Genomic DNA, 23,378 nt, shown 5'->3' on the forward strand with positions numbered 1-23,378 from the left:
CCGGACCGTTGGGGGTCCGGGGCAAAATCCCGTACTGCGACCATTGTGGTGAGGGAGAACATTCTCCGCATAGTTTTTGAAAATACAGTCTTCACTGTAAAGCCGCCGACCACCGAAGGGCAATCCCCACTGCATTGTCGACTCTCCGTTGTTGACTCCTCGCTAAAATTAGAACATTTAGTGAACAAAAGAGAGGTCATCCGATATGTCCAACGCTGGAAAAATCACCCCCATACGGCCTGACGACATAGCGGGCTATGTCATCCAGTGTCACGACGGTGATGCGAAAGCGGCTGTTGAAGCCCTTCTCGGCGAAATCGAACATCTGCAGGAACAGCTTTCCCTGGCGGTCGCCATTATGGGAAAGGGATATACGCGCGGATGGACGCCGGATATCGGACGCGATTAGAATCGTCTTCGCCAGCCTCTTTTGGACGCGACGATACATGCGGCGAGCTCGAGCATTTCCCGTAAAAGTGCGAAGCGGTTTTACGTCCGGAAATGCGTGAAAACAAAAAGGGAGAGCACGTCCACCGATTCCGCTTAAACCGGACGTGCTCTGGGGGACGATTGGACCTAAGGCGTCGCGCCCCCGCCATTTTCTCCCGATACTGCCGAGGCGAAGGGATGAGTCATAGGCTGCTTAATAACTGACCGGAGACCGGAAACAGGCGGCCCGGCATCCTTGCCTGCGTCGCCTGCCATTAACACATTCAATATTCGTTAGAGGCGATCGCAAAATCGTCGACGATGGGCATCTTTTCCGCGTTTTCCCAGGTCCGGTCCATGGCGTAGGTTTGCGAGAGATAGGGAATGCCGATATGGCCGAAGCGGAAGGAAAGCTGGCTTTCCGCCTGTTCCTCGTCAAGCTTTGCCACGCGGCTGAGATAGAGCGCGGTGGCGAGGCCTGTCCTGTCCGCACCGGCCTTGCAATGAATGAGAATGGGCTTCGGCGCATCGCGCATGAGGGCGACCAGTTCGTTGACCCTGTTCATATCGAGCTCCTGGCTTGCCGACATGCCAAAATCGATATGATTAAGTCCGAGATCGCGGGCGGTTTCGACCTCATCGCGATACCAGGCCTTGGATTCGTTCGCGCCGCGCAGATTGATGACCGTCCTGATACCGTGATCTTTGGTATAGCGGACGAGCTGCTCATTGCTCGGCTGATTGGAGCGATAAAGCTGCCCTGCGACAACCTCGTGAAAATTGCCCAGAAGCTGAATGGCGTAGAGATAACAGCCTGCCGCGAGCACAACAAAACCCATGCCCCAAAGCGAGCACTTCCAGAATCTTCGCATAATAAAACAGTTCCCCTATTCGACGAGAGAACCGATACAGGTGGATTCTGACAGTAAGCTGAAAGTTCTGCGACAGTATTGTAAGAGTAGAAAAATTGCGCTTGATCAACGCACGAAAACGTAAACTGCATAGACCGCGATGAGTGCAGCGGCCGCCGCCGCAGTGATGGCGCCAAGGCGTTTCTCAATAAAATGACGTACCGATTCCCCGTATTTCTGCAGCAATCCGGCAAGGATGAAAAAACGCGCGCCGCGCGTGACGACGGCAGAAAGAATGAACAGGCCAAGGCTGATATTGGCCGCGCCGGAAAGGATCGTCACGACCTTGATCGGCGGCAGATGCGCGAGCCCTGATGTCACCAGCAGGAGAACGATGGTTTCGTAGTCCACCGAGTTCTTCAGATGCTCGAAGCTGTCGAGCTTGCCGTAAAATTCGAGAATGGGCCGGGCGATGCTCTCAAAGGCATAATGACCGAGGAACCAGCCGGCGATACCGCCGAGAACCGAGGCGACAGTTGCCACGAGCGCATAAAACATCGCCTTTTTCGGCTTTGCCAGCACCATGGGCAGGAAAAGCACATCCGCAGGCACGACGAAGACGGAGCTTTCCACGAAAGCCACGATTGCCAGCCACCACACGGCGGTTTTACGCGCGGCGAGCGCCATCGTCCAGGCATAGATGTTTTTCAGCATGTGGTTTCTCCGGGAAGAGTGTTGCGGAGTGATGGCAGGCGGGAGCCAAGGCATATCGGCAGTTATTGATGCGGTTTACCGACAGCTGCCGGAGGGCGGAGAACCGAACCCTGAATGAGGATTAGAGACAACGCAAGAGAATGGCAAATGTTGGAAGATTTATTTTTGCATCGCAAAAAATCATAAAGACGCGCGTTTCCGGCCTATTCCGAAGACCGGTTGCTGCAATGCAAAATTTCACCCTGCGGTAGATTAACTCGCCTTTTTGCTGTAGAATAAGAGGTGGAGGAAAGAGGAGGAAGTTATCATGGACTATGTAAACTTCGTTACATCGATTAATCCGGTCATACTTGTCATTCTGCTGGTCGTTCTTCTTGCAGGCGCATACAGCAGCTGGGTTTCGCACTAAACAGGGCGAAACCGCACGACCAAATGTGAAGAGGCTCGTTTCTATCAGCGATAGGCATCGGGCCGGATGAATGGTATCAATCCCGGAGTTAAATCAACTTCCGGGACGACGCATGACGAACGAATTCGCATTCACTGATACGTCTGAAAAGCTCAGCACGACGCTTGAGAAGCTGATAGGAAAATTGCAGGGCCAGACGATCACTTTGCGCGAGTTGATGGAAGCGATCGGCGAACAGGGCCTGTTGCTCATCTGCGCTATCGCTTCCCTGCCCTTTCTCATTCCGGTTTCCATTCCCGGCGTCAGCACCGTCTTTGGCGCGGCGATCATCCTTGTCAGCCTGGCAATTACCCTCAACCGCCTGCCATGGCTGCCGGCGAAAATCCTTGACCGGAAGATGGAGACGGCAAAGCTCGTCCCGGCACTTCAAAAAGGTATCGCCATTGTCTCCAAGCTCGATGCTTTCATCCGCCCGCGCATTCCCGCGCTGACGACGGGCATCATCGCCAACCGGATCAACGGACTTGCGCTGATGACGGCGGGCGTATTGCTGATGATGCCGCTTGGCTTCATTCCTTTCTCCAACACCCTTCCAGGCGTTGCGATCCTGCTTTTTTCGGCCGGGATGATTCAGCGGGATGGCGTCACCGTGCTTGGCGGCTATCTTTTCCTGGGACTGACATCGATTTATTTCGCGGCGCTCGCCTATGCGGCGTTGTGGGCCGGCCAAGGCATCAGCAGCTCCATCGGCGCATAAGACCTAGTGCCGACCGTTATTGCGAGTGTCGCGGCGGTTCTGTCGCGACGCCCACCACACCGCCATCCGTCGCCGCCGGCGGCGAACCGCAGGGAGATCGTGCGAAAGCACAATGAGCCCAAGCGGTATCATCCAGAATCCGAGAACGGGCAGGAAACCCAGCGTTCCGCCCACCACCAGCGCCGAGCCCGTCGCAATCCTGCCAACGCGGGAACGCGGCATGGCAAGGCTCCATTTTCCGATATGGAGGCGCTGTGTTCTGTGGTCGATTCCGAATTTCATTCCATCCTGCCCTTTAACATCTGGCCTGTGGATATTTTTTTCATCGGCGATAAGCCCGGAAAATCGGGACTCTGACGAGATAAAACAAGAGGAATGCGTTTTTTTTGAAAAAACCGCTTGGCAAATCGGAAAAGCATTTGTATTACCCCGCTCACACCGCGCCAAGCGGTGGACGTTCCCTGGTAGCTCAGCGGTAGAGCATTCGACTGTTAATCGACAGGTCGCCGGTTCGAATCCGGCCCGGGGAGCCATTTTCTCTCAAAACATATAATGCAGAGCTTAAAGTGGCTTTCCGCCCGGCCGGATGGACGCATCGCGTTTTATACCTGAAGGCTTCAGGATTTTTTCGGTGCGCGTTTGGTTGCCCGGGTTGTCGTGGTAAGCGCTGGCGGATCGCTCGCGGGGAAACTTTCCTCAAGGCTTTCGGTCAAATCATCGTCCTTGTCCATCTGAGATGCCGTCTGCTCTTTCTGAAGCGACTTTACAGCCGGTGACTTCGTTTTCTTTGCCGGCGTTTTAGCGGCGGGGGATTTTTTTGCGCCGCTTTTGCTGGCAGATTTCGCCTTGCCGGCATTGTTGGAGACTTCCTGCTCCGCTTCCATCCAGTGCCGTTCGTGATGACCCTCCGGTCTTCCCTCTTTCTCCCATATTGCGCGGGCTCTTTCCCGGATTTCGGCTTCGCGATCATGGTCCATAAAGGCCTCCCTCTTTTCGTGGCACCGGCTTTATTTTGCCCATGGAAAACCCGAAAAAGCTAGAATTTGTTCCGCCTTCGAAAGCCGTAGATGCGGATTTCGCGATCATCGAAGGAACCGCCCCGGCGGCCGATCGTTTGCTCCACGATAACAACAGGAGAATTCCGATGACCGGCGCCAGGCATAAAAGTCCCGAACCTCTCGATATTCGACAAAAGGACGTGGCGGATTTTGAAACCGACAGCGATCTGAAGTCTAAAGACAGTGAAATCTATCCGGATGAATCGATCAGCCTTCGCGCGCGCAGGCAGGCGGCGCGGCAGCATGAGGACGCCTTTATCGTGGCGACCGACCTGGAAGACGACGATCAGCGAGACGCGGCACCAGGCACAAGAGAGCAGCCTTAGACCTGAAAAAGGAAAAGGCGGGTCAAAGCCCGCCTTTATCAAAAAATGCAAGGAGATTTATCGGCGGACCGAAACGATGGCCTTGCGATTGAAGTTCGACACCTGCACCCGGCCGGACTGGTTACCGCCGAGGATCTTGGCCGTCTTGCCGCTCATGCTTTTCAATATTCCGGCATGGTAACCACGGCCGTTGCGAATGACAACGACATCGCCCGGCTTGGCCTGACTGACAGGCACGGCATAGCCGAAGGATCTCCAGGACTTCGCAAACCCATAGGATTTTGGAGATTTCCGCCCGACCTTGCTGGCGACAGCATGCAGGAAAAGGCCGCACCAAGGGGTACTACGTGGATTTGCGCCAAGAATGTTCTTGAGGCTCTTGTTATTTTTGGACTCATGCAGCCCGGTGTATTTTTCTGCCTGGTTCAGCATGCCGGCGGAGGCCGATGCAACGACTGTAAAAGACAAGGCAACCGATAGAATTAACGCGGATACTTTCAAACGTTTCGCCCTTATGTTAGAGGGCGCCCGTGTATTGTGACAATTTAGCGACAATTTGACGAGAAATGGGCAGAAATCAGACGCCTATTCATGTGCGCTCATCTGTCATTGCTTCAAAACAGGCTGCCCTGCGCCTCATCGGCCCGGCTGCGGCCGGCATTTTCGAGATCCAGCATACGCAATTTGGTGGTGGTTCCACCCGGCGCAGAGAAGCCGCCAAGCCTGCCGCCGGCGGCAAGCACCCGGTGACAGGGAATGATCAGCGGCACCGGATTTTTCGCCATGGCCTGACCGACATCGCGGGCCTTTTCCATACCAAGACCAAGCGTCTTTACGATGCCGCCATAGGTCGTCGTGTTGCCCCAGCCGATCTGCCGCGCGACGGCGTAAACATCGAGGAAAAAACGATCCTGCCCGGCGAGATCGAGTTCGACTGTGGTAAAATCGACTTTCTCGCCGCCAAAATAACGGGTGATCATTGCAACCACCTCACGCGTGCGTGTTTCCGGAACAGCGAGAGAGGCGGACGGCAGGCGCTTCAGGAGAAGCTTTTCTGTCTCGCCGGCATCAGGGCTGGGCAATTGCAGACGCGCGATACCATGCCCCGCCCATGCCAGGCCGCAATGGCCGAGGGCCGTGGGAAAAACAATATAACCGTGGTGGTTACTCATCGCCGTCACTCATTCGCCTTTTCGTATGCACGATGCCATATCCCACATTCGAAACAACCCCGTTCCCACCCTCTCAACACACAAGGCCACCCGTTTTTGGCGGGTGGCCTTTTACACGTCAGTTCCGAAAATCCGTTCAGGATGCGATTTTGTCCGGCTCTTCCACCAGGCACTGCGCCTGCCGACTGGCGGCGACGAAGGCCGTGCGGGCGATTTCTCCCGCTACGTCGCCCATCAGCGAGGCGCGGCACAGGCGCAGCGCCTGTTCATGTACCTTGTCGCCCCGTTTGGGCCATTCATGCTGGAGAAAATCGAAAGCGTCGTAAACGCCGTTGAAAATCCGGGGAGCGCCGTTTTCAAGAGAGATGGTAACGGGCTTTTCCCACTTAACGTCATTCAGCAACATTGATTGCACTTCCATGCTCTATTAACCCGCGACAAACGCCGGCTCCTCCAGTTGGTTCCCTTTATCAGCGGTTTCAAGGGCGAAAAAATAACCCCCTAGAAACCGTGCGCCCCCATCTTTTCATTGTAGCCGATTTGCGGAACAAAGCGGTTCAACACTCGTTCAAGCGGAAGTGAACCGGGACCCTTCATGTCAACAACAGCCTCCCCCGCAATCGTCTGGTTCCGCAAGGACTTGCGCCTTTCGGACAATCTCGCCTTGCTTGCCGCCGTGGAGCACGGGGGGCCGGTCATCCCCGTCTATATCAGGGAAGAATCATGTGGCCCGCTGGGCGGCGCACAGGAATGGTGGCTTCATCATTCGGTCGCCTCGCTTTCCGCCGCACTGGAAAAAACCGGCAGCCGTCTTCTGCTTTTAAGCGGCGAGGCCGAAAAGACGTTGCGCGCGCTAATATCCGAAACCGGCGCCGACGCGATATTCTGGAACCGCCGATATGATCCGGCTGGCATGGCCACGGACAAGGCGCTCAAACAGAAGCTACGCGACGACGGGCTGACCGTCCGCAGCTTTTCCGGGCATCTCCTGCACGAGCCATCACGGCTGCAGACGAAATCCGGCGGGCCTTACCGGGTCTATACGCCCTTCTGGCGGGCGCTGGAGGGCGGCGAAGAGCCACACGCGCCGGCGGATGCGCCAAAGAGCCTGAAGGCGCCCAAGGTCTGGCCGAAGTCCGAAAAACTCGCCGACTGGAAGCTGCTGCCCACCACGCCGGACTGGGCAAAGGATTTCAACGACATCTGGACGCCCGGCGAAAACGGTGCGCAGGAAAAACTCGATGATTTCATCGATGGTGCCCTGAAAGGTTATGAAGAAGGCCGGGATTTTCCGGCAAAACCCGCGACGTCGCTGCTTTCACCGCATCTTGCCACGGGCGAAATATCGCCGGCGGCCGTCTGGCACGCCACGAAAGGGCTTTCGCGGCATATCGCCTCCAATGATATCAGCCGTTTCCGCAAGGAAATCGTTTGGCGGGAATTCTGCTACCACCTGCTGTTTCATTTCCCGGAACTGGACGAAAAGAACTGGAACGACAGTTTCGACGCCTTTCCCTGGCGGGATGATGAGAAATCCTTCCAAGCCTGGACACGTGGGATGACGGGATATCCGATCGTCGATGCCGGCATGCGGCAATTGTGGCAACACGGCATCATGCACAACCGGGTGCGCATGATCGTGGCGTCTTTCCTCATCAAACATCTGCTGATCGACTGGCGCAAGGGCGAGAAATGGTTTCGCGATACGCTTGTCGATGCCGACCCGGCGTCCAATGCCGCCAACTGGCAATGGGTGGCGGGTTCGGGAGCGGATGCCTCGCCGTTCTTCCGCATCTTCAACCCCATATTGCAGGGAGAGAAATTCGACGGCGATGGAGATTATGTACGCCGCTTCGTGCCTGAGCTTGAAAAACTCGAGCGCAAATACATCCACAAGCCGTTCGAAGCGCCGAAGGATGTACTGAAAAAGGCGGGCATCGAACTCGGGAAGACCTATCCGCTGCCGATCGTCGACCACGCAAAGGCGCGCGAAAGAGCGCTCGCCGCCTACGCCGCAGTGAAGAAGGCCACATAAAACTGGGTATCGGCAAAATTTTGCGTGGCTAAGCCAAAGCCGGGAAGATAATTTCTTGTCTTGAAGCGGTTGTAACGGGACATAACGGCACCTAATTTCCGCTCAGACAAGAAGGCTCGATCATGACCATTCATCCCTCTGCGCTCAGTGCTATCGGCAACACGCCGCTCATCCGTCTGAAGGCTGCCTCTGAAGCGACGGGGTGTGAAATCCTCGGCAAGGCGGAATTCCTCAATCCCGGCCAGTCGGTGAAGGATCGCGCCGCGCTCTACATCATCCGCGACGCCGAACGGCGCGGACAGTTGCGCCCAGGCGGCACCATCGTGGAAGGGACGGCCGGCAATACCGGCATCGGCCTGTCGCTGGTCGCCAATGCGCTTGGCTACAAGACCGTCATCGTCATTCCCGAGACGCAGAGCCAGGAAAAGAAAGATGCGCTGAAACTTCTCGGCGCCAAGCTGGTCGAGGTTCCGGCAGCACCCTATTCCAACCCGAACAATTACGTGAAGGTTTCAGGCCGGCTGGCAAAACAGCTTGCCGCAACGGATGAGAACGGCGCGATCTGGGCCAACCAGTTCGATAATATCGCCAACCGCCAGGCGCATATTGAGACGACGGCCCCGGAAATCTGGGACCAGACAGACGGCAAGGTGGATGGCTTCATCTGCGCAGTCGGTTCCGGCGGGACGCTTGCGGGCGTGGCCGATGGCCTGCGCGATTTCAATCCCGACATCAAGATCAGTCTTGCCGATCCTGAAGGTGCCGCCCTCTACGAATTCTACAAGCACGGCGTCCTGAAATCCGAAGGTTCTTCCATCACGGAAGGGATCGGCCAGGGCCGCATCACCGCCAATCTGGAAGGTTTCGCCCCGGACTTTTCCTATCGAATTGCAGACGCGGAAGCCTTGCCCATTCTCTTTGATCTGGTCACGAAAGAAGGCCTTTGCCTCGGCGGTTCTTCGGGCATCAACATTGCCGGTGCAATCCGCCTTGCCCGCGAGCTCGGTCCGGGGCATACAATCGTGACGATACTTTGCGACTACGGCAATCGTTATCAGTCGAAGCTCTTCAATCCGGATTTCCTGCGCTCAAAGGGGCTTCCCGTGCCGCAGTGGCTGGCGACCAAGAGCGAGATTCCGGTTCCCTACGAAACCGTTTAAGGAAATGCCGAAATGCCTGTGAATGCCCTGTTTCGTGACGATTTTTATCTTTCCACCGCAGAAGCGATCGTCACGGCGGTGCATGAGGATGGCGGCATAGAGCTAGACCAGACCTGCTTTTACGCCACCTCCGGCGGCCAGCCGGGCGATAGCGGCTTTCTCGAGCGGGCCGATGGGTCGCGCATCGAACTCGGCATCACCAGAAACGGTGCCGACAAGAGCGTGATCGTCCATGTGCCGCTCGAAGGCCAACCTTCACCCAAGGTCGGCGAAAAACTGACGCTGCATGTGGACTGGCCGCGTCGTTACAAGCTGATGCGCATGCACACCGCCTGCCACCTGCTCTCCGTCGTCTGCCAATGGCCGATCACCGGTGCGGCGGTCGGCGAGGATGAATCGCGTGTCGATTTCGACATGTCGGAAACCATCGACAAGGACGAGGTGACCGCAAAGCTGATGGAGCTGGTGAAAGCCAACCACCCCGTCTTCCTGCAATGGATCACCGACGAGGAGCTTGCCGCCAATCCGGGCATCGTCAAATCCAAGAATGTGCGCCCGCCAATGGGTCTTGGCCGGGTCAGCCTCGTCTGCATCGGCGAAAATTCCAGCATCGACAGCCAGCCCTGCGGCGGCACCCATGTTTCCGAAACGCAGGAAGTGGGCGATATTCACATTGCCAAGATAGAAAAGAAGGGCAAGGAGAACAGGCGGTTCCGCATTCGTTTCGGCGCGCCTGAAGCTGTTGCCTGAGATCGGGAGAAACATCGTGAGCACGGATAAGAGCCGTTTCGTCGTTTCGGCGGACTGGGTGGAAAAACAACTCGGCACGGCCGGGTTTCGTGTCGTTGATGCCTCCTGGTATCTGCCGGCGCACAAACGCAACGGTGCGGAAGAATTCGCAGCCGGCCATCTGCCCGGTGCGGTCTTTTTCGATCAGGACAAGATCGCCGATCATACCACCGGCCTGCCGCACTCCCTGCCCTCGCCGGAATTCTTTGCGGAACAGGCCGGTTCGCTCGGGCTCAGCGACACCGATACGATCGTGGTCTATGACGGCCCCGGTTTCTTTTCCGCGCCGCGTGTATGGTGGATGCTGCGGGTGATGGGCGTGCGCAAGGCCTACGTGCTGGATGGCGGCCTCGACGGCTGGAAGCGCGAAGGCCGGCCGCTTGAAACCGGCACGCCGGAGATAGAACCCGCCACCTTCACGCCCGACTTCAACGACAAGCGCGTGACCTCGCTATCGACCATGCGTGGCATCGTCGATAGTGGCGAAAAGCAGATTGCCGATGCCCGTGGCGCGGGGCGCTTCACCGGCGATGAGGCCGAGCCGCGTGCCGGCATGCGCTCCGGCCATATGCCCGGCGCGCGCAGCCTGCCCGCAACGGCCTTTTCCGAAAACGGCCACTTCAAGGACCTCACCGCCATCCGCAAGATGGTGACCGATGCCGGTATCGATCTTTCCAAGCCCGTCGTCACCAGTTGCGGCTCGGGCGTCACCGCCGCTGTCATCACCCTAGCCCTGGAATCGCTCGGCCATAAGGATAATTCGCTTTATGACGGCTCATGGTCGGAATGGGGCGGATTGCAGGATACGCCGGTGGTTACCGGTCCGGCGGATGCAATCCCCACATTGTCGCACGGGCCGCTGAAGGCGCATGTGACGCAGCTCGAAATGACGGCGCCGCCGAAGGTCAGCCTGCCGATCCCCGTGAACATCCAGACGGCGCTGATGCGGGTCAACAATATTCCCCTGCATTTCTACCGCTATCTTTACTGGCGGGTGGGAAAACGCTGGCACTGGCAAAAGCGCATGCGCATGAGCGACGCCGAGCTTTCCGCCATCCTGCGCGATCCGAAAAACAGCGTTACGGTTCTTTATATGAACGGTGCGCCCGCCGGTTTCTTCGAACTGAACAGGGCGAGCGACGAGGTGACCGAGCTTTCCTATTTCGGGCTGCTCGAAGAGGCGATCGGCGCGGGCGTTGGCAAATGGTTCCTGTTGCAGGCGCTTTACGCCGCCTGGCAGGACAATCCGCAACGGGTGACGGTGACGACCAATACGCTCGACCATCCGCGCGCGCTGCAGCTTTACCAGATGATGGGTTTTTCGCCCGTCGGCACCTATGAGGCCTGGGTGGAGCCGCTCGCCGATACCGAGCTTCTGGAGATATCGCTGCGCAATTGAGTAGCGCCATTGAAAGCAACGCGTGCCATTCTCCGATAAGGAGTGTCTGGTCCCCGCTCCCTCATCCCTGTGCTCGTCACAGGAGTCCAGCCAGCCCAAGTCCTTGGGCTGAAAAAGACTCTCTCGCCGCGCAGACGCGCGTCAGCTAGATTCCTGTGACAAGCAACAGGAATGAGGGGGTGAGGGAAATGTCAGCGCAGGAACCGCTGCGCAATGTTGGTGGGGATACTTTTTACGGCGCAGCAGCACGGCACTTTCCTCCCATATCAGGAAGCCAGATCGCCAGCGGCCGGCAATCTGCCTTCAGATTTCCCGTTCCAGATTAACGGCTGCCGTCGGTATTTTCCCGCCTACAGCACCTTTGTCTTCCGTGACGGTGTTCTGCAGATGATCGGCAATCAGTTCCGCCTGGAACTTGCCGAGTTCATAACAATAGGTGATCTCGCGCTTTTCCGCCGACCAAAAGACGTCGGGACGGCCGCAGGATTTGGCCGTCAGCTTGACGTCCCCTTTCAGGCCATAGCTGCTAAAACTGCGGCTGATGAGATCGAGAACTTTGGATTCCTTGATCATGATGGCGTATGGTTCAAGTTCCGGGTCGCGCGGCGGCATGTAGCTGATGGAGAATCTGGAAGGCGCCTGGCTGCGGTGGGGCGCGAGAAAATTCTCCCACGCCGACGCAACGCCCGGATAGGCGGCGGCGCATTTGTCGAATTCGGCATTGTTGAGCCCCATCATGGCGGCCAGATCGCCATAACCGTCCTTGTCGCGGCCAACCATCAGGCAGGCCATTTTGCGATCACGGCTCCTGTCTGGCACCAGCACGGAGAAGACCGGGGCTTCATGCTCAGGCAGGGTCTGCGCCTCACGCGCCAGATACCAGCTATCCGTGGCATTGACGAGCGCGGTGTCGAGCCACTCCTCGTTGGCCTGGAGGATAAGCGTTCCTGCGAGTTGATCCGCCGGGGCCTGAGAACTTGCCGTCTGCGCCGTTCCGAAATCCGAGATCAGCATGCGCGCGCCCTCGTGATAAAGCGAGAAGATCGCATTGCCGATGACGAAATTGACCGCCTGCTGAAGCTGTTCGTCGGACAGGCCATCGAGGCCAGACGCCATCTGGGCCTGAGCGGGAACCGTCAAGGAAACGAAAGCCAGTGGAACGACGGCCAGAAAACGACGGAACATAAAATCAGACCTTCCGGGAACGAGGAGCGTCACTGATTCCCGAAGCTAACGAGTCACGCAATGGGCCGGTTGCATCGCCCGTCAAGAATCGGGTGGATAGCGATCCGTTTCGGGACCATAGCTGCAAAGAAGCAACGCCGATCCCAACATAGGAGGTCCCCGACATGACCGATCTCGTTTTCACCGCAATGCCGGCTAAGGAAGCCGAAGCTTACCGGGCAGGAGCCGCCGACGCTTATGGCAATGCACCGGAGAACGCCGTTTCTCCTGGAGGTATGCCATGCCGCCACTGCCTTCGCCAGATCGGTGAAGGCGACGCGATGCTGATCCTCGCCTACCGGCCCTTTCCCTCGCTGCAGCCCTATGCGGAAACGGGCCCGGTGTTTCTGCATGCCGACGCCTGTGAGCGCTACCCGCAGACGCAGACCATTCCGCCGATGCTGGACAGCCCGGATTACATCGTGCGCGGTTATGGGGCCGATGACCGCATCGTCTACGGCACCGGCGCGGTGACGGCGACAAACGAAATCGTGTCACGCGCGCAGCAACTTCTGGAACGTTCGGATGTCGCTTATGTCCACGTGCGCTCCGCCCGCAACAATTGCTATCAGTGCCGTATCGACACAGCATAATCGGTAATTACATGCAATTTTAAGAGAAGAACTAAACGGCTCTCAAGTTTTCCGCGCCATGATGCAGGTATCGGAAACAATTCATTTGAGCAGCAAAATGACAAACAACCTCAATATGGCGACCCGGACCGCGCCCCGCAGCAAAACCAGGATTTTTGCGACCGTGCATTATTTCAGCCAGTCGACCAGAGGGCGTGTTGTCGATCTTTCCGCCACCGGAATGGCGCTCGAACTGGACGGGCCTTTCGCGGCTGCCAAGGGCAGCCGGGTCAAGGTGCAGAGTGAAGATCTGGGCTTCATCGAGGGCGTCGTGCAGTGGCAGCACATGAACCGCCTTGGCCTGCAGCTCAAGCTTTCCACCAATACGCTGGCGCAGCTATCCTCCTATTTTCGCTTCTTCCACGAAGAAGTGAGACCAACCCTCGCGCGCTGATCCAGAGCACGGCAATGCGCAGAGCGAAGAATGCGCATTCTCCAGTGCGGCGACACCTGCGCCGCACTGCCGTGATAAAAAATTTATCAAACGGTTGAAAACCGGCCCATCTGTCACGGCCCTGTCATTTTGGTGATGGACTCCTCTGCGATTGCTTCTACCCTGTCATTTTTCAAGACAGAGCAAGCTTCATCCGAAGGAGTTCCCATGTCGTCGCTTCTCGCTCTCCACCCCATTACCCGGCGTTCGCTGCTGGGCGGCATCGCAGCCTCCTCGGCGCTGGTGATGCTGCACCCTTTTGCTGCGCGTGCGGCGACCAACCAGGCGCATCTGCGCATCATGGAAACGACCGATATCCATGTTCACGTCTTTCCCTATGATTATTACGCCGATAAGCCGAACGACACGATGGGGCTTTCGCGCACCGCCTCGATCATCGACAAGATCCGCGCCGAGGCCGGCAATTCGATGCTGGTGGATAATGGCGACTTCCTGCAGGGCAATCCGCTCGGCGACTATATCGCCTATGAGCGCGGCATGAAGGCCGGCGACAAGCACCCCGTGATCAACGCCATGAACGTGCTGGGGTATGATTGCGGCACGCTCGGCAACCACGAATTCAATTACGGTCTCGACTATATGTCGAACACGCTGGCGGGCGCCGGTTTCCCTTATGTCTGCGCCAATCTCACCAAGGGCCAGCTTGCTTCCGATCCGAAAAACGACGAGCTGTTCTTCAAGCCCTATATTATCCTGGAAAAGCAGATACGCGACGGCGGCGGCGTGACGAGCCCGGTCAAGGTCGGCATCATCGGCTTTGTGCCGCCGCAGATCATGATGTGGGATTCCAAGAACCTCGAGGGCAAGGCCCAGACGCGCGACATCGTCGAGGCGGCGAAAGCCTGGGTGCCCGTGATGAAGGAAGAAGGCGCCGATATCGTCATCGCCCTTTCCCATTCCGGCATCGATGGCAAGGGCCAGAGCGACCGCATGGAAAACGCCTCGCTTTATCTGGCGGGCGTGGAAGGCATCGACGCCATCTTCACCGGCCACCAGCATCTTGTTTTCCCCGGTCCGAAGACCTGGGACGGTATCGAGGGTGCGGATGCGGTGAAGGGCACGCTGATGGGCAAACCGGCCGTGATGGCTGGTTTCTGGGGTTCGCATATGGGCCTGATCGACCTGCTGCTCGAAAAGGACGGCAAGAGCTGGAAGATCGTCGACTTCACCTCCGAAGCCCGGCCGATCTATCATCGTGACGACAGCCGCAAGGTCGTTGCCGACTACACCGACAAGCCAGAGGTTCTCGCCGCCGCCAAGGCAGATCACGAGGCGGCCCTCGCCTATGTGCGCCGTCCCGTCGGCAAGACCTCCGCACCGCTCTATTCCTATTTCGCGCTGGTAGCCGACGACCCTTCCGTGCAGATCGTCTCCAATGCCCAGACCTGGTATATCAAGGACATGCTGAAGGAAGGGCAATACAAGGATCTGCCCGTGCTTTCGGCAGCAGCCCCCTTCAAGTCCGGCGGTCGCGGCGGCGCGGATTATTATACCGATGTCCCCGCCGGTGACATCGCCATCAAGAACGTCGCCGATCTCTATCTCTATCCCAACACGGTGCAGGCGGTGCTGATCAACGGCGCGCAGGTGAAGAACTGGCTGGAAATGTCGGCCGGCATGTTCAATACGGTCGAGGCCGGCGCCAAGGACGCACCGCTGCTGAACGCCGACTTCCCGTCCTATAATTTCGATGTCATCGATGGTGTCACCTATCAGATCGACATTTCCAAACCGGCGAAATTCGACAAGGACGGCAAGGCGGTCAACCCGGAGAGCAACCGCATCGTCAACCTGCAATTTGAAGGCAAGCCCATCGATCCCGAGCAGAAATTCGTGGTGGCCACCAATAATTACCGCGCGAGCGGCGGTGGCAAATTCCCCGATATCGCCGGTGACAAGGTGATTTTCGTGGCCCCCGACACCAACCGCGACGTGATCGTGCGCTACATCATCGATCAAGGCACCATCAATCCGTCCGCAGACGCCAACTGGTCTTTCGCACCGGTGGCCGATACCACGGCGATCTTCGAGACCGGCCCCAAGGGCCGCCACTATGCAACCGATATCAAGGGCGCAAAAATCGAGGATGCCGGCGATGGCGCGGAAGGTTTCGCGAAGTTCCGTCTGGTTCTTTGAGGGCTGCGGCCTTTCGGCTGTTGGCGGCAGGGTGAAGCTCTGCCGTCATCCTTGGGCTTGTCCCAAGGATCTAACCACGTCAACAAAATCAATCCGTAGCAGATCCTCGGGACAAGCCCGAGGATGACGCCGAGTTTGATGGAAACTATCGGCAATACCGAGGGCTATCCCCTCAATCGCGCCCACCGAGCGTTCGCAGCAGAAGCGGCAGTTCCAATGGCGGCTTCTGCTCTACACGCCGATAATCGCTACCATCGCGGTTGCGGCGGATGAGCCTCAGGCCGACCATGTCGCGCCTCAGCATGGCTGCATCCCCGAACAGGTGCAGGCTATCCAGAAAGCTGCTGAATTCGCGCTCTGAAAAGCTCTGCCCGGCGGGAATTTTCGCCCACAGATACCAGAGGCACAGTTCCTGATGCGAGCGGCGGGCCGGCCATTGCATCATCCGGCCGGCAGCGTCGAAGACACGAACTGTCTTCAGCACCCTGCCCTCATTGGCGGCCGAAAGCATCTCAGGTCGGGATTGCCCACTTTCAGCGGATGGGTTTCTTGACGCGCGCAGATGCTGGAAATTTCGGAACCCGGCAGCGCGGCTCAGCAGATTGAGCATCTCCACATGGCTTGGCTTTCGGTCCAGCCTGCCGATCTGTTCACGGACGGATTTGGCGAAAGTCGACAGGTCAGCGATATCAATGGAAAGGATCGAACGTGGCATGACTTACCCTCATGTGCCATTCCGAAAAGGTGTCGCTGATCGCCGGCTTCCGACATGGCACAGGATAAGTGCTGTCAAACTTTAAAAATGCAGGTTTAGCTTCCCTTACGGGACGGCGATGCCTCGGTGAACTGCTGACCGTAATTTAGGTATAGGCAGGCGATCCACCCACGTCAATTGGCCTTGCTGGCATAGCGGCACCTTCTCAGCCTAAAGGTAATTGTCGCAACTTCAATCAATGTCACTCAGCGGCGACAGCAATGGTCCTCTGCTTTTGGGCAGCAAGCATCCCGTTGAAATCCTTATGCTTCGGACAGGCCGACAGGCGCTGCTGAAATGCTTCGGTGAGCCATTGGCCGGCGGGGCCGGCGGGTGAATCGACACGCCGCAGCGCAAAGAGCGGATATTCGCCCTGCTCATAGGCCTCGAGTTCAAGCGCTTTGAGGCCGCCATTGGCCAGGTCGTTCCGCACGATCGATGCGGGCAGGCCGCCCCAGCCCAGACCGCCCTTAATGAGCTGGTATTTCGTGGCGATGTCGCTGACCCGCCATGTCTTGTAGGACAGCACGTTGAAATCCCGCCCCTTGGTGAGGCCCGATGCATCGGTGACGACAAGCTGAACTTCCTCGCGCACGTCAGCGAGAACCAGAGGCCGCTCGATCTGCGCCAGCGGGTGGTCTGACGCAACCACCGGCAACATGAAGGAATGGCCGACCTTTTCCATCACCAGTTCATCGTCCTGGCGCAATACCGCCCCGCCGATGCCGATGCCGGCCTTGCGGGAAAGCACCATCTCCATGACCATGCCCAGCTCGCCGACATTGAGGCTGAGGGTGACGGTGGGGAACTGCTGGCGAAAATCCCGCAGCACGGCCACGACAGCCTCGGCCGGCACCATGGTGCTGATGGCGACCGAGAGTTCCGCCTCAAGCCCCTGCTTCAGCCCCTTGGCGCGGGCGCGCATCTCCTGCAGGCCGGCGACAATACGCCTTGCATCCTCCAGCATGGCGCGACCTTCATCCGTCAGCTTCGGCTGGCGCACGCCGCTGCGCTCGAACAGTGTCACTTCAAGCTGCGCCTCAAGATTGGCGATGGTGTAACTGATCACCGACTGCGCACGGTTGAGCGCCCGTGACGCGGCGGAAAAACTGCCGGTCTCGGCCACCGTCAAAAACACCTGCAATTGATCGAGTGTCGGGTTCGCGTCCATGTACCATCCATTTCATCGATAGATTGCTTCCACATTATCACAGTTTTCTTGATGGCAACAATTTTCCATATAGGGGCAAAGGAAGGGCATCGTGCTCTCCCGCCCTCCCAAGGCGCCCGTCAATTCATCGCTTATGCAAGGAAAGACCATGTCCAACATTCTTCTCATCACCTCCAGCCCGCGTGGCGACGAATCGGTTTCCAACAAGTTCGCCGGTGAACTCGCCAGCAAGCTGAAGGCAAAGTCGGCTTCCAACACCCTTGTCCACCGCGATCTCGCTGCTGACCCGATCCCGCATCTCGACACCGTCAAGACCGCCGCCATCCGCAAGGCGCCCGACCAACGCACCGCTGAAGAAGCGGTTGCCGCCGATTATTCCGACAAGCTGGTAACCGAGCTTCTGGCCGCCGATACCGTCGTCATCGGCACCGGCCTCATCAATTTCAACATTTATTCCGGTCTGAAGTCCTGGATCGACAATGTCGCGCGCGCCGGCCAGACCTTCAAATACACCGAAACCGGCCCGGTCGGCCTTGCCACCGGCAAGAAGGTCTACATCGTTCTGGCCGCTGCCGGCGTTTATTCCGAAGGCCCGGCCGTATCGATGAACCACGCCGTTCCTTACCTGAAGACCGTCCTCGGTTTCATGGGCATGACGGATGTGGAAGTCATCTACGTCGAAGGCCTGGCATTCGGTCCGGAAGCAGTCGAAAAGGCCGTAGCTGCCGCCGAAGCCAAGGTTGAAGAGCTGGCGCAGGCCGCCTGAGACAATTTAATGGAGGCTGATGCGGTAATGTATCAGCCGACCCACATTCCGTAACGGCCGTGGACCTGATCACGGCCGTTATTTTTTGCCGCATAGAGCCGCGAGTCGGCTTCCGATAGAAGTTCCATAAATACCCGCCCGTCCTCAAGACCAGTTGCAACACCGATACTGACGGTCAACGGCGTTCCATCGGGCCGGCGCAGACCCGCCAGCACGGCGGCGCGCAGACCTTCCGAGAAGGCGAGCGCGGCCTCATGCGACATCGCCGGAAGCAGGGCCACAAATTCCTCGCCGCCGAAACGGTAGAGATGACCATGTGGCTGGACCGACCGCTTTAGCACGGCTGCGAATTCGCGCAGAATTTCATCGCCCTGTAGATGACCGAAGGTGTCATTGACGGTCTTGAAATGATCGATATCGACGATAAGCACACTGATCGCCCGCCTCTTTTCGGCGCAGTCAAGCACGATGGAAGGCGCGTCGAGTTCCATGCGGGCACGGTCCGAAACACCCGTCAGCATGTCGCGCCCGGAGCGCGACAGCAGTTCTTCGTAACGTTCGCGGAAAGTCAGATCGTTGAAGACATCCGCTATGTTGCGGCGCGTGAGGAAACGGCCCTTGGCGGATGTCAGCCCAAGATAGATCGCGAAGAGCAACGAATAAACGGCAACGGCCGACATCTTCGCTTTCCAGCCATCGTAAAAGACATCGAGAGGTGCGTTGAACAACAATCGCAGCGCTCCATAAAAACCTGCCTGATCGAGGCTCAGGATAACGACGCCGCAAATCGCGAAGCGCAGCACGATATGGCGCTGCAGATAACGACCCAGCTTTTCGTAAAACAGGATGATGGCGATGGCGTCGATGTAAAGCAGGCTGGTTCCCCAAACCATCAGCACGCCCATCTCATCCAGAAATGCGGCGCTGACCGACTGCCCGGGAACAATCGCCACCGTCTGATGAAAACGGATGATCTGCGCCATGATGACGGTCAATATATTGCCGAGAAACAGGCCGTAGATCGGTTGCCGAACAACCGCCGCGTCCTCGCGCATATAGAGCATGAGGATCATCATCAGCTTGCCGGCAAAAAGGATCGAGGAGCCGGGCGACGCCACGCCAAAGGGCAGCTGCACATAAAAAACGGCCGCCAGATAGGTTTCCAGGAAGTGCATGACGCCCAGCGCGGTGAGAAAAACACCGATGCCGAGAATATGCCGGTAATGAAGGAATGCCGTCATTACCGAAAAATAGACGATGGCCTCCGTCAGGAAGAGGGCCAGATTTGCCCATTGCATCGGCACACGCCCTATCGATCCACATCACGCCGGTCTATCGGCGCGACTCCATGCCCTTCACAGACGATAGGCCCAAGCAACCAACGGAATCTTAATTTAGAGAATAAGAAAACGTCATCATTTTCCTGGAAAAAGCGACGCGCCGTTCTGCTCAATGATGAGCTTCGCCTTGCGGATCGTGAACTCCACGGCATCGTCCATGCTCGTGAAGACGTCGGCGCGCACAAATTCATGCACCAGCACTTCGTCGCCGGCCTTTTTCTCGATACGGCCCGCCAGGCGGAACTGGCCGCCTTCCTTGATCGGCGTCGCATAAATCAGATAGTCGCCATGCGCATGCGGCTCGGCCTGTGCCACCTTCTGCGGCGCGTCGGCGGACGGCTGGCCGGAGCCGAAGGCCGAGAGGATTTTGGAAAAAAACGATGCCATGGCTTTCACTCCCTCAATCAATCATACGTGGAAAGGCGGCGCTACACCGCCCTTCCCTGTGCCTTGCCGGATCAGATGATCAGGTTCGACAGAATGTCGTTTTCGGTGATGTCTTCATAACCGAGACCCGCCGCTTCAAAGCGCTCCAGCAACCCGGCGAAGTTTTCCTGCGCATTGGTTTCGATGCCGATCAGGATCGAGCCGAAGTTGCGGGCCGATTTCTTCAGATATTCGAAACGGGCAATATCATCGTCCGGGCCGAGCAGATTGAGGAAATCGCGCAGCGCACCGGGGCGCTGCGGCAGGCGCAGGATGAAATACTTTTTCACGCCCGTGTAACGCATGGCGCGTTCCTTCACGTCCGGAAGGCGCTCGAAATCGAAATTGCCCCCGGAAACCACGGCAATCACCGTCTTGCCTTCCAGCCTTTCGCGGCCAAGCTTTTCCAGCGCGGCAATCGAAAGGGCACCAGCGGGCTCCAGCACTACGCCTTCGAGGTTCAACATCTCGATGATCGTCACGCAGATGGCGTTTTCGGGGATGAGCTGGACCTGATCGGCCGGAAAATCCTTCAGCGCCTTGAAATTCAGGTCGCCAATGCGGGCGACGGCAGCGCCGTCGACGAAATTGTCGATCTTGTTAAGCGTCACTGGTTCGCCGCGTTCGAGGCTCTTCTTCAGGCTCGGCGCGCCCTCAGGCTCGCAGAACACGAAGTTCTCCTTCTTCACCGTACCGGCCAGAAAACCGGTGAGGCCAGCCGAAAGCCCACCACCACCAACGGGCATGACGACGATGTCAGGCTTCGTGCCTTCCGGAAGCTGATCCATGATCTCGGCGGCGACCGTCGCCTGTCCCTCAATGATGTCCTCATGGTCGAAGGGCGGCACCATGTAGCCGTCATTATCCTGCACGTGCTGGCGTGCGGCGGCATAACACTGGTCGAATATATCGCCCACCAGACGGATCGAGATAAATTCGCCGCCGAAGATGCGGGTTTTTTCGATCTTCTGCTGCGGTGTGGTCACCGGCATGAAAACGACGCCGTGAACACCGAAATGACGGCAGGCGAAGGCGAAGCCCTGCGCATGGTTGCCGGCCGAAGCACAGACGAAAACCTTGCCCTTGCCGGCCTTGGCCACCGCTTTGCGCAGAAAGTTGAATGCGCCTCTAATCTTGTAGGAACGAACCGGGGACAGATCCTCACGCTTCAGCCAAATCGACGCGCCATACCGACGGCTGAGATGTTCATTCAACTGCAGCGGTGTTTCGGGGAATATTTCCCGCACTTCCCGCCGCGCTGCTTCCACAAGCTGCTTGTCCACGATAGTCAATCCATTGAAATTCATAATGGCACCCGCTATGCCATAGGAAGGCGTCCGAGACAAAGACTCATTTCAGCGCGGCAACAAACTCCAGGTTTCATTTCTTGAACAGCAACCTTCTGCGCTCGGTCATATATGTGGCCTCCATTTTCGGGCTTTACATGGCGACAGCCATGTTTCTGCCGGCGCTCACCGATCTCTATTACGGCAATGACGACTGGATGGTGTTTGCGCTGTCGGGTTTCATGTGCGGGGGCTTTGCGCTTGCCTGCGCGCTGGCGACGCGCGGGCCGATTGCCGCCTTCAACAAACGTTTCGGCTTTTTGCTCGTCAACCTGCTCTGGCTGGTCTTTTCAATTGTCGGCGCGGTTCCGCTTTACCTGTCCGAACTCGGCCTGACACTTGGCCAAGCGTTTTTCGAATCCGTTTCCGCCATTACGACAACGGGATCCACCGTTGTTTCCGGGCTTGACCACGCCCCGCAGGGCATCCTCCTCTGGCGCTCGCTGCTGTGCTGGCTTGGCGGTATCGGTATCGTGGCGCTCGGCCTCTTCATCCTGCCGCTGCTGCGCGTCGGCGGCATGACCTTCTTTCGCATGGAATCCTCCGATACCGGCAATGACCGGCCTTTCGCGCGGCTCGCAAGCTTCACCCGGGCTTTCGTGGCCATTTACATCATCATGACGCTTGCCTGTACGATCGCTTACGATTTTGCCGGCATGTCGCACTTCGATGCGCTGAACCATGCCATGTCGACGGTCGCGACCGGTGGTTTCTCCACCCATGACGCCTCTTTCGCCTATTTCAACAATACGGCACTGCTGTGGATCGCCACCGTCTTCCTGATCTTCGGCAGTCTGCCCTTCTCGGTGATGATCCTGTTGGCCGTGCGCCGCCGGCTGGAAACGCTGCGCGACCCCCAGATCGTCGTCTTCCTGGGATATCTCTGCGCGATTTCCATCGCCGTCGGCGTCTATCATCATCTCAGGAACGGCGTGCCGCTGAACGACGCGCTCAGCCATTCCTTCTTCAACATGACCTCGATCCTTTCCACCGGCGGCTTTGCCAGCGACGACTATACGCTCTGGGGGCCTTTCGTCGTCGTTGTCGCCTTTTTTGCCACCTTCATGGGCGGTTGCTCCGGGTCCACGGCGGGTGGCATCAAGGCCTATCGTTTTCTCATCATGTTCAACGTGGCGCGGGCGGGCCTGAAGAAGCTGATCTATCCGAACGCCGTTTATTCGGTTCGTTATGGGCAGCAGGTGGTCGATCCCGATACGATCCGGACGATTTTCCTGTTCGTCAGCTGTTATGTCGCGCTTTGGATCGCCGGCAGCCTCGCCATGAGTCTGATGGGTTATGATTTTCTCACTTCCATATCTTCGGTGGCAACGGCGCTCGGCAATGTCGGACCGGGTATCGGCCCCGTCATCGGCCCCTCTGGTAATTTCGCCACCATTAGCGATCCGGCGCTTTACGTCCTGTCGATGATGATGCTGCTAGGGCGTCTGGAAATACTGACGGTCCTGGTGCTGCTGATGCCAATTTTCTGGCGCAGCTGATATCGTGGCACACTTGTTGAGCGCCGGCGAATAAAGCGCTTGACCTTCCCACGTTGGAATAGTTCAGGCTCCTCCCGTTAGAATTCCAAACCATGGAGAACCGCCTATGTGCACCGCTCACCAGCATCACGCCGAAACCACGACGGCGCCGGTTGATGCAGACCTTTCTTTTCACGTTGAGGACATGACCTGCGGTCACTGCGCCGGAGTGATCAAGGGCGCGATCGAAAAGACCGTTCCCGGCGCTGCCGTGCATGCCGATCCGGCAAGCCGCACGGTCGTGGTTGGCGGCGTCTCCGATGCGGCACGTATTGCCGAAATCATCACCGCTGCTGGCTATACGCCCGAAGCGCGCGCCTGAACGAAAAAATGCTGGCGGCAGCTTTTCCATGCTGCCGTCGGTCTGCCTTGCCACTCGGTTCACGCTCGATTTCAGCGTAAGGAATGGATGAGGTCCAATATCTCTCCATCGCTCCTCGGCAGATATCCCCTTTTTATCGGACAAGACGGCAGTACGTTGCGCAAAATGAA

General features: G+C 57.8%; 26 protein-coding genes and 1 tRNA gene. 14 read left to right on the forward strand and 13 right to left on the reverse strand.

Features of this window, described 5'->3' with window-relative positions; translation table 11 throughout:
• The first annotated feature begins 205 nt into the window (after positions 1-205).
• Positions 206-409, forward strand: a complete 204-nt coding sequence (locus BS627_RS07120; protein WP_077982478.1) for a hypothetical protein — start codon at positions 206-208, stop codon at positions 407-409.
• A gap of 304 nt (positions 410-713) precedes the next feature.
• On the opposite strand, the gene BS627_RS07125 is transcribed toward BS627_RS07120, so the two are convergent.
• Positions 714-1,268: a dual specificity protein phosphatase family protein gene (locus tag BS627_RS07125; protein WP_165691203.1), complete on the reverse strand. Its 555-nt coding sequence runs from the start codon at positions 1,266-1,268 to the stop codon at positions 714-716.
• Positions 1,269-1,406: 138 nt separating this feature from the next.
• Positions 1,407-1,994, reverse strand: a complete 588-nt coding sequence (locus BS627_RS07130; protein WP_077982480.1) for a YqaA family protein — start codon at positions 1,992-1,994, stop codon at positions 1,407-1,409.
• A gap of 521 nt (positions 1,995-2,515) precedes the next feature.
• Here BS627_RS07130 and BS627_RS07135 point away from each other — a divergent pair.
• Positions 2,516-3,160 (forward strand): exopolysaccharide biosynthesis protein, encoded by a 645-nt coding sequence (locus BS627_RS07135; RefSeq protein WP_077982481.1) that lies wholly within the window; start codon positions 2,516-2,518, stop codon positions 3,158-3,160.
• Positions 3,161-3,163: 3 nt separating this feature from the next.
• On the opposite strand, the gene BS627_RS07140 is transcribed toward BS627_RS07135, so the two are convergent.
• The gene (locus BS627_RS07140) at positions 3,164-3,442 is read right to left on the reverse strand and encodes a hypothetical protein (RefSeq protein WP_077982482.1); all 279 of its coding nucleotides are present in this window, start codon (positions 3,440-3,442) and stop codon (positions 3,164-3,166) included.
• Positions 3,443-3,618: 176 nt separating this feature from the next.
• On the opposite strand from BS627_RS07140, the gene BS627_RS07145 reads away from it, so the two are divergent.
• Positions 3,619-3,693: transfer RNA gene (locus tag BS627_RS07145), tRNA-Asn, on the forward strand.
• 84 nt (positions 3,694-3,777) lie between these two features.
• Here BS627_RS07145 and BS627_RS07150 read toward each other — a convergent pair.
• A complete protein-coding gene (locus BS627_RS07150; RefSeq protein WP_077982483.1) occupies positions 3,778-4,137 on the reverse strand; it encodes a DUF2934 domain-containing protein in 360 nt (119 codons plus the stop codon).
• A 167-nt stretch (positions 4,138-4,304) separates the two neighbouring features.
• Between BS627_RS07150 and BS627_RS07155 the strand changes: the two genes are divergently transcribed.
• On the forward strand, positions 4,305-4,544 hold the full coding sequence (locus BS627_RS07155) for a hypothetical protein (protein ID WP_077982958.1): 240 nt from the start codon (positions 4,305-4,307) through the stop codon (positions 4,542-4,544).
• Positions 4,545-4,601: 57 nt separating this feature from the next.
• Here the strand turns inward: BS627_RS07155 and BS627_RS07160 are convergent, their stop codons facing one another.
• From BS627_RS07160 to BS627_RS07170, 3 genes are all read right to left on the reverse strand, one after another.
• Positions 4,602-5,045, reverse strand: a complete 444-nt coding sequence (locus BS627_RS07160; protein ID WP_077982484.1) for a TIGR02594 family protein — start codon at positions 5,043-5,045, stop codon at positions 4,602-4,604.
• Positions 5,046-5,158: 113 nt separating this feature from the next.
• On the reverse strand, positions 5,159-5,716 hold the full coding sequence (locus BS627_RS07165; RefSeq protein WP_077982485.1) for a methylated-DNA--[protein]-cysteine S-methyltransferase: 558 nt from the start codon (positions 5,714-5,716) through the stop codon (positions 5,159-5,161).
• Positions 5,717-5,852: 136 nt separating this feature from the next.
• Entirely contained in the window at positions 5,853-6,122 is a 270-nt protein-coding gene (locus BS627_RS07170; RefSeq protein ID WP_162520436.1) for a DUF982 domain-containing protein, read from the reverse strand.
• Positions 6,123-6,311: 189 nt separating this feature from the next.
• On the opposite strand from BS627_RS07170, the gene BS627_RS07175 reads away from it, so the two are divergent.
• The 4 genes from BS627_RS07175 (at position 6,312) to sseA (ending at position 11,099) form a co-directional block, all read left to right on the forward strand.
• Positions 6,312-7,751: a cryptochrome/photolyase family protein gene (locus BS627_RS07175; RefSeq protein WP_077982487.1), complete on the forward strand. Its 1,440-nt coding sequence runs from the start codon at positions 6,312-6,314 to the stop codon at positions 7,749-7,751.
• Between the two features lie 122 nt (positions 7,752-7,873).
• A complete protein-coding gene (locus BS627_RS07180) occupies positions 7,874-8,911 on the forward strand; it encodes a cysteine synthase A (protein ID WP_077982488.1) in 1,038 nt (345 codons plus the stop codon).
• A gap of 12 nt (positions 8,912-8,923) precedes the next feature.
• Positions 8,924-9,661, forward strand: a complete 738-nt coding sequence (locus BS627_RS07185; protein WP_077982489.1) for an alanyl-tRNA editing protein — start codon at positions 8,924-8,926, stop codon at positions 9,659-9,661.
• Between the two features lie 16 nt (positions 9,662-9,677).
• On the forward strand, positions 9,678-11,099 hold the full coding sequence (sseA, locus tag BS627_RS07190) for a 3-mercaptopyruvate sulfurtransferase (protein ID WP_077982959.1): 1,422 nt from the start codon (positions 9,678-9,680) through the stop codon (positions 11,097-11,099).
• A gap of 303 nt (positions 11,100-11,402) precedes the next feature.
• Here sseA and BS627_RS07195 read toward each other — a convergent pair whose 3' ends face one another.
• Positions 11,403-12,284: a DUF4344 domain-containing metallopeptidase gene (locus BS627_RS07195; protein ID WP_089153220.1), complete on the reverse strand. Its 882-nt coding sequence runs from the start codon at positions 12,282-12,284 to the stop codon at positions 11,403-11,405.
• A 164-nt stretch (positions 12,285-12,448) separates the two neighbouring features.
• Here BS627_RS07195 and BS627_RS07200 point away from each other — a divergent pair, with 164 nt between their 5' ends.
• From BS627_RS07200 to BS627_RS07210, 3 genes are all read left to right on the forward strand, one after another.
• Positions 12,449-12,916, forward strand: coding sequence for a DUF1203 domain-containing protein (locus BS627_RS07200; protein ID WP_077982490.1), 468 nt, complete (start codon positions 12,449-12,451; stop codon positions 12,914-12,916).
• Between the two features lie 97 nt (positions 12,917-13,013).
• Complete coding sequence (locus BS627_RS07205; RefSeq protein ID WP_077982961.1) at positions 13,014-13,349, forward strand: PilZ domain-containing protein; 336 nt, start codon at positions 13,014-13,016, stop codon at positions 13,347-13,349.
• A gap of 207 nt (positions 13,350-13,556) precedes the next feature.
• A complete protein-coding gene (locus tag BS627_RS07210) occupies positions 13,557-15,545 on the forward strand; it encodes a bifunctional 2',3'-cyclic-nucleotide 2'-phosphodiesterase/3'-nucleotidase (RefSeq protein ID WP_077982491.1) in 1,989 nt (662 codons plus the stop codon).
• A gap of 172 nt (positions 15,546-15,717) precedes the next feature.
• Here BS627_RS07210 and BS627_RS07220 read toward each other — a convergent pair whose 3' ends face one another.
• Entirely contained in the window at positions 15,718-16,260 is a 543-nt protein-coding gene (locus tag BS627_RS07220) for a DUF2087 domain-containing protein (protein ID WP_077982493.1), read from the reverse strand.
• A gap of 241 nt (positions 16,261-16,501) precedes the next feature.
• Entirely contained in the window at positions 16,502-17,470 is a 969-nt protein-coding gene (locus BS627_RS07225) for a LysR family transcriptional regulator (RefSeq protein ID WP_077982494.1), read from the reverse strand.
• Positions 17,471-17,618: 148 nt separating this feature from the next.
• On the opposite strand from BS627_RS07225, the gene BS627_RS07230 reads away from it, so the two are divergent.
• Positions 17,619-18,236 carry an FMN-dependent NADH-azoreductase gene (locus BS627_RS07230; protein WP_072494288.1) on the forward strand — a complete coding sequence of 206 codons (618 nt, stop codon included), beginning with the start codon at positions 17,619-17,621 and terminating at the stop codon, positions 18,234-18,236.
• 32 nt (positions 18,237-18,268) lie between these two features.
• On the opposite strand, the gene BS627_RS07235 is transcribed toward BS627_RS07230, so the two are convergent.
• The 3 genes from BS627_RS07235 to ilvA all read right to left on the reverse strand — a co-directional run bounded on the left by BS627_RS07235 (position 18,269) and on the right by ilvA (position 21,309).
• On the reverse strand, positions 18,269-19,534 hold the full coding sequence (locus BS627_RS07235; RefSeq protein WP_077982495.1) for a GGDEF domain-containing protein: 1,266 nt from the start codon (positions 19,532-19,534) through the stop codon (positions 18,269-18,271).
• Between the two features lie 117 nt (positions 19,535-19,651).
• On the reverse strand, positions 19,652-19,963 hold the full coding sequence (locus BS627_RS07240; protein ID WP_077982496.1) for an HlyU family transcriptional regulator: 312 nt from the start codon (positions 19,961-19,963) through the stop codon (positions 19,652-19,654).
• Between the two features lie 71 nt (positions 19,964-20,034).
• Complete coding sequence (gene ilvA, locus BS627_RS07245) at positions 20,035-21,309, reverse strand: threonine ammonia-lyase (protein ID WP_077982497.1); 1,275 nt, start codon at positions 21,307-21,309, stop codon at positions 20,035-20,037.
• A gap of 80 nt (positions 21,310-21,389) precedes the next feature.
• Here ilvA and BS627_RS07250 point away from each other — a divergent pair, with 80 nt between their 5' ends.
• Positions 21,390-22,847, forward strand: coding sequence for a TrkH family potassium uptake protein (locus BS627_RS07250; RefSeq protein ID WP_162520435.1), 1,458 nt, complete (start codon positions 21,390-21,392; stop codon positions 22,845-22,847).
• 106 nt (positions 22,848-22,953) lie between these two features.
• Entirely contained in the window at positions 22,954-23,208 is a 255-nt protein-coding gene (locus BS627_RS07255; RefSeq protein WP_003521591.1) for a heavy-metal-associated domain-containing protein, read from the forward strand.
• The last annotated feature ends 170 nt before the right edge of the window (positions 23,209-23,378 follow it).

It is taken from the genome of Agrobacterium salinitolerans (genome assembly GCF_002008225.1).
GTDB lineage: Bacteria > Pseudomonadota > Alphaproteobacteria > Rhizobiales > Rhizobiaceae > Agrobacterium > Agrobacterium salinitolerans.

What these genes read in the sequence shown, in the direction of transcription:
- ilvA (WP_077982497.1), bottom strand. Translation starts at nt 21,309, where the DNA reads ATGAATTTCAATGGATTGACTATCGTGGACAAGCAGCTTGTGGAAGCA.
- BS627_RS07155 (WP_077982958.1), top strand. Translation starts at nt 4,305, where the DNA reads ATGACCGGCGCCAGGCATAAAAGTCCCGAACCTCTCGATATTCGACAA.
- BS627_RS07200 (WP_077982490.1), top strand. Translation starts at nt 12,449, where the DNA reads ATGACCGATCTCGTTTTCACCGCAATGCCGGCTAAGGAAGCCGAAGCT.
- BS627_RS07130 (WP_077982480.1), bottom strand. Translation starts at nt 1,994, where the DNA reads ATGCTGAAAAACATCTATGCCTGGACGATGGCGCTCGCCGCGCGTAAA.
- BS627_RS07220 (WP_077982493.1), bottom strand. Translation starts at nt 16,260, where the DNA reads ATGCCACGTTCGATCCTTTCCATTGATATCGCTGACCTGTCGACTTTC.
- BS627_RS07205 (WP_077982961.1), top strand. Translation starts at nt 13,014, where the DNA reads ATGACAAACAACCTCAATATGGCGACCCGGACCGCGCCCCGCAGCAAA.
- BS627_RS07165 (WP_077982485.1), bottom strand. Translation starts at nt 5,716, where the DNA reads ATGAGTAACCACCACGGTTATATTGTTTTTCCCACGGCCCTCGGCCAT.
- BS627_RS07150 (WP_077982483.1), bottom strand. Translation starts at nt 4,137, where the DNA reads ATGGACCATGATCGCGAAGCCGAAATCCGGGAAAGAGCCCGCGCAATA.
- BS627_RS07235 (WP_077982495.1), bottom strand. Translation starts at nt 19,534, where the DNA reads ATGCAATGGGCAAATCTGGCCCTCTTCCTGACGGAGGCCATCGTCTAT.
- BS627_RS07230 (WP_072494288.1), top strand. Translation starts at nt 17,619, where the DNA reads ATGTCCAACATTCTTCTCATCACCTCCAGCCCGCGTGGCGACGAATCG.
- BS627_RS07170 (WP_162520436.1), bottom strand. Translation starts at nt 6,122, where the DNA reads ATGTTGCTGAATGACGTTAAGTGGGAAAAGCCCGTTACCATCTCTCTT.
- BS627_RS07185 (WP_077982489.1), top strand. Translation starts at nt 8,924, where the DNA reads ATGCCTGTGAATGCCCTGTTTCGTGACGATTTTTATCTTTCCACCGCA.
- BS627_RS07175 (WP_077982487.1), top strand. Translation starts at nt 6,312, where the DNA reads ATGTCAACAACAGCCTCCCCCGCAATCGTCTGGTTCCGCAAGGACTTG.
- BS627_RS07120 (WP_077982478.1), top strand. Translation starts at nt 206, where the DNA reads ATGTCCAACGCTGGAAAAATCACCCCCATACGGCCTGACGACATAGCG.
- BS627_RS07135 (WP_077982481.1), top strand. Translation starts at nt 2,516, where the DNA reads ATGACGAACGAATTCGCATTCACTGATACGTCTGAAAAGCTCAGCACG.
- BS627_RS07140 (WP_077982482.1), bottom strand. Translation starts at nt 3,442, where the DNA reads ATGAAATTCGGAATCGACCACAGAACACAGCGCCTCCATATCGGAAAA.
- BS627_RS07125 (WP_165691203.1), bottom strand. Translation starts at nt 1,268, where the DNA reads ATGGGTTTTGTTGTGCTCGCGGCAGGCTGTTATCTCTACGCCATTCAG.
- BS627_RS07210 (WP_077982491.1), top strand. Translation starts at nt 13,557, where the DNA reads ATGTCGTCGCTTCTCGCTCTCCACCCCATTACCCGGCGTTCGCTGCTG.
- BS627_RS07255 (WP_003521591.1), top strand. Translation starts at nt 22,954, where the DNA reads ATGTGCACCGCTCACCAGCATCACGCCGAAACCACGACGGCGCCGGTT.
- BS627_RS07225 (WP_077982494.1), bottom strand. Translation starts at nt 17,470, where the DNA reads ATGGACGCGAACCCGACACTCGATCAATTGCAGGTGTTTTTGACGGTG.
- BS627_RS07240 (WP_077982496.1), bottom strand. Translation starts at nt 19,963, where the DNA reads ATGGCATCGTTTTTTTCCAAAATCCTCTCGGCCTTCGGCTCCGGCCAG.
- BS627_RS07195 (WP_089153220.1), bottom strand. Translation starts at nt 12,284, where the DNA reads ATGTTCCGTCGTTTTCTGGCCGTCGTTCCACTGGCTTTCGTTTCCTTG.
- BS627_RS07180 (WP_077982488.1), top strand. Translation starts at nt 7,874, where the DNA reads ATGACCATTCATCCCTCTGCGCTCAGTGCTATCGGCAACACGCCGCTC.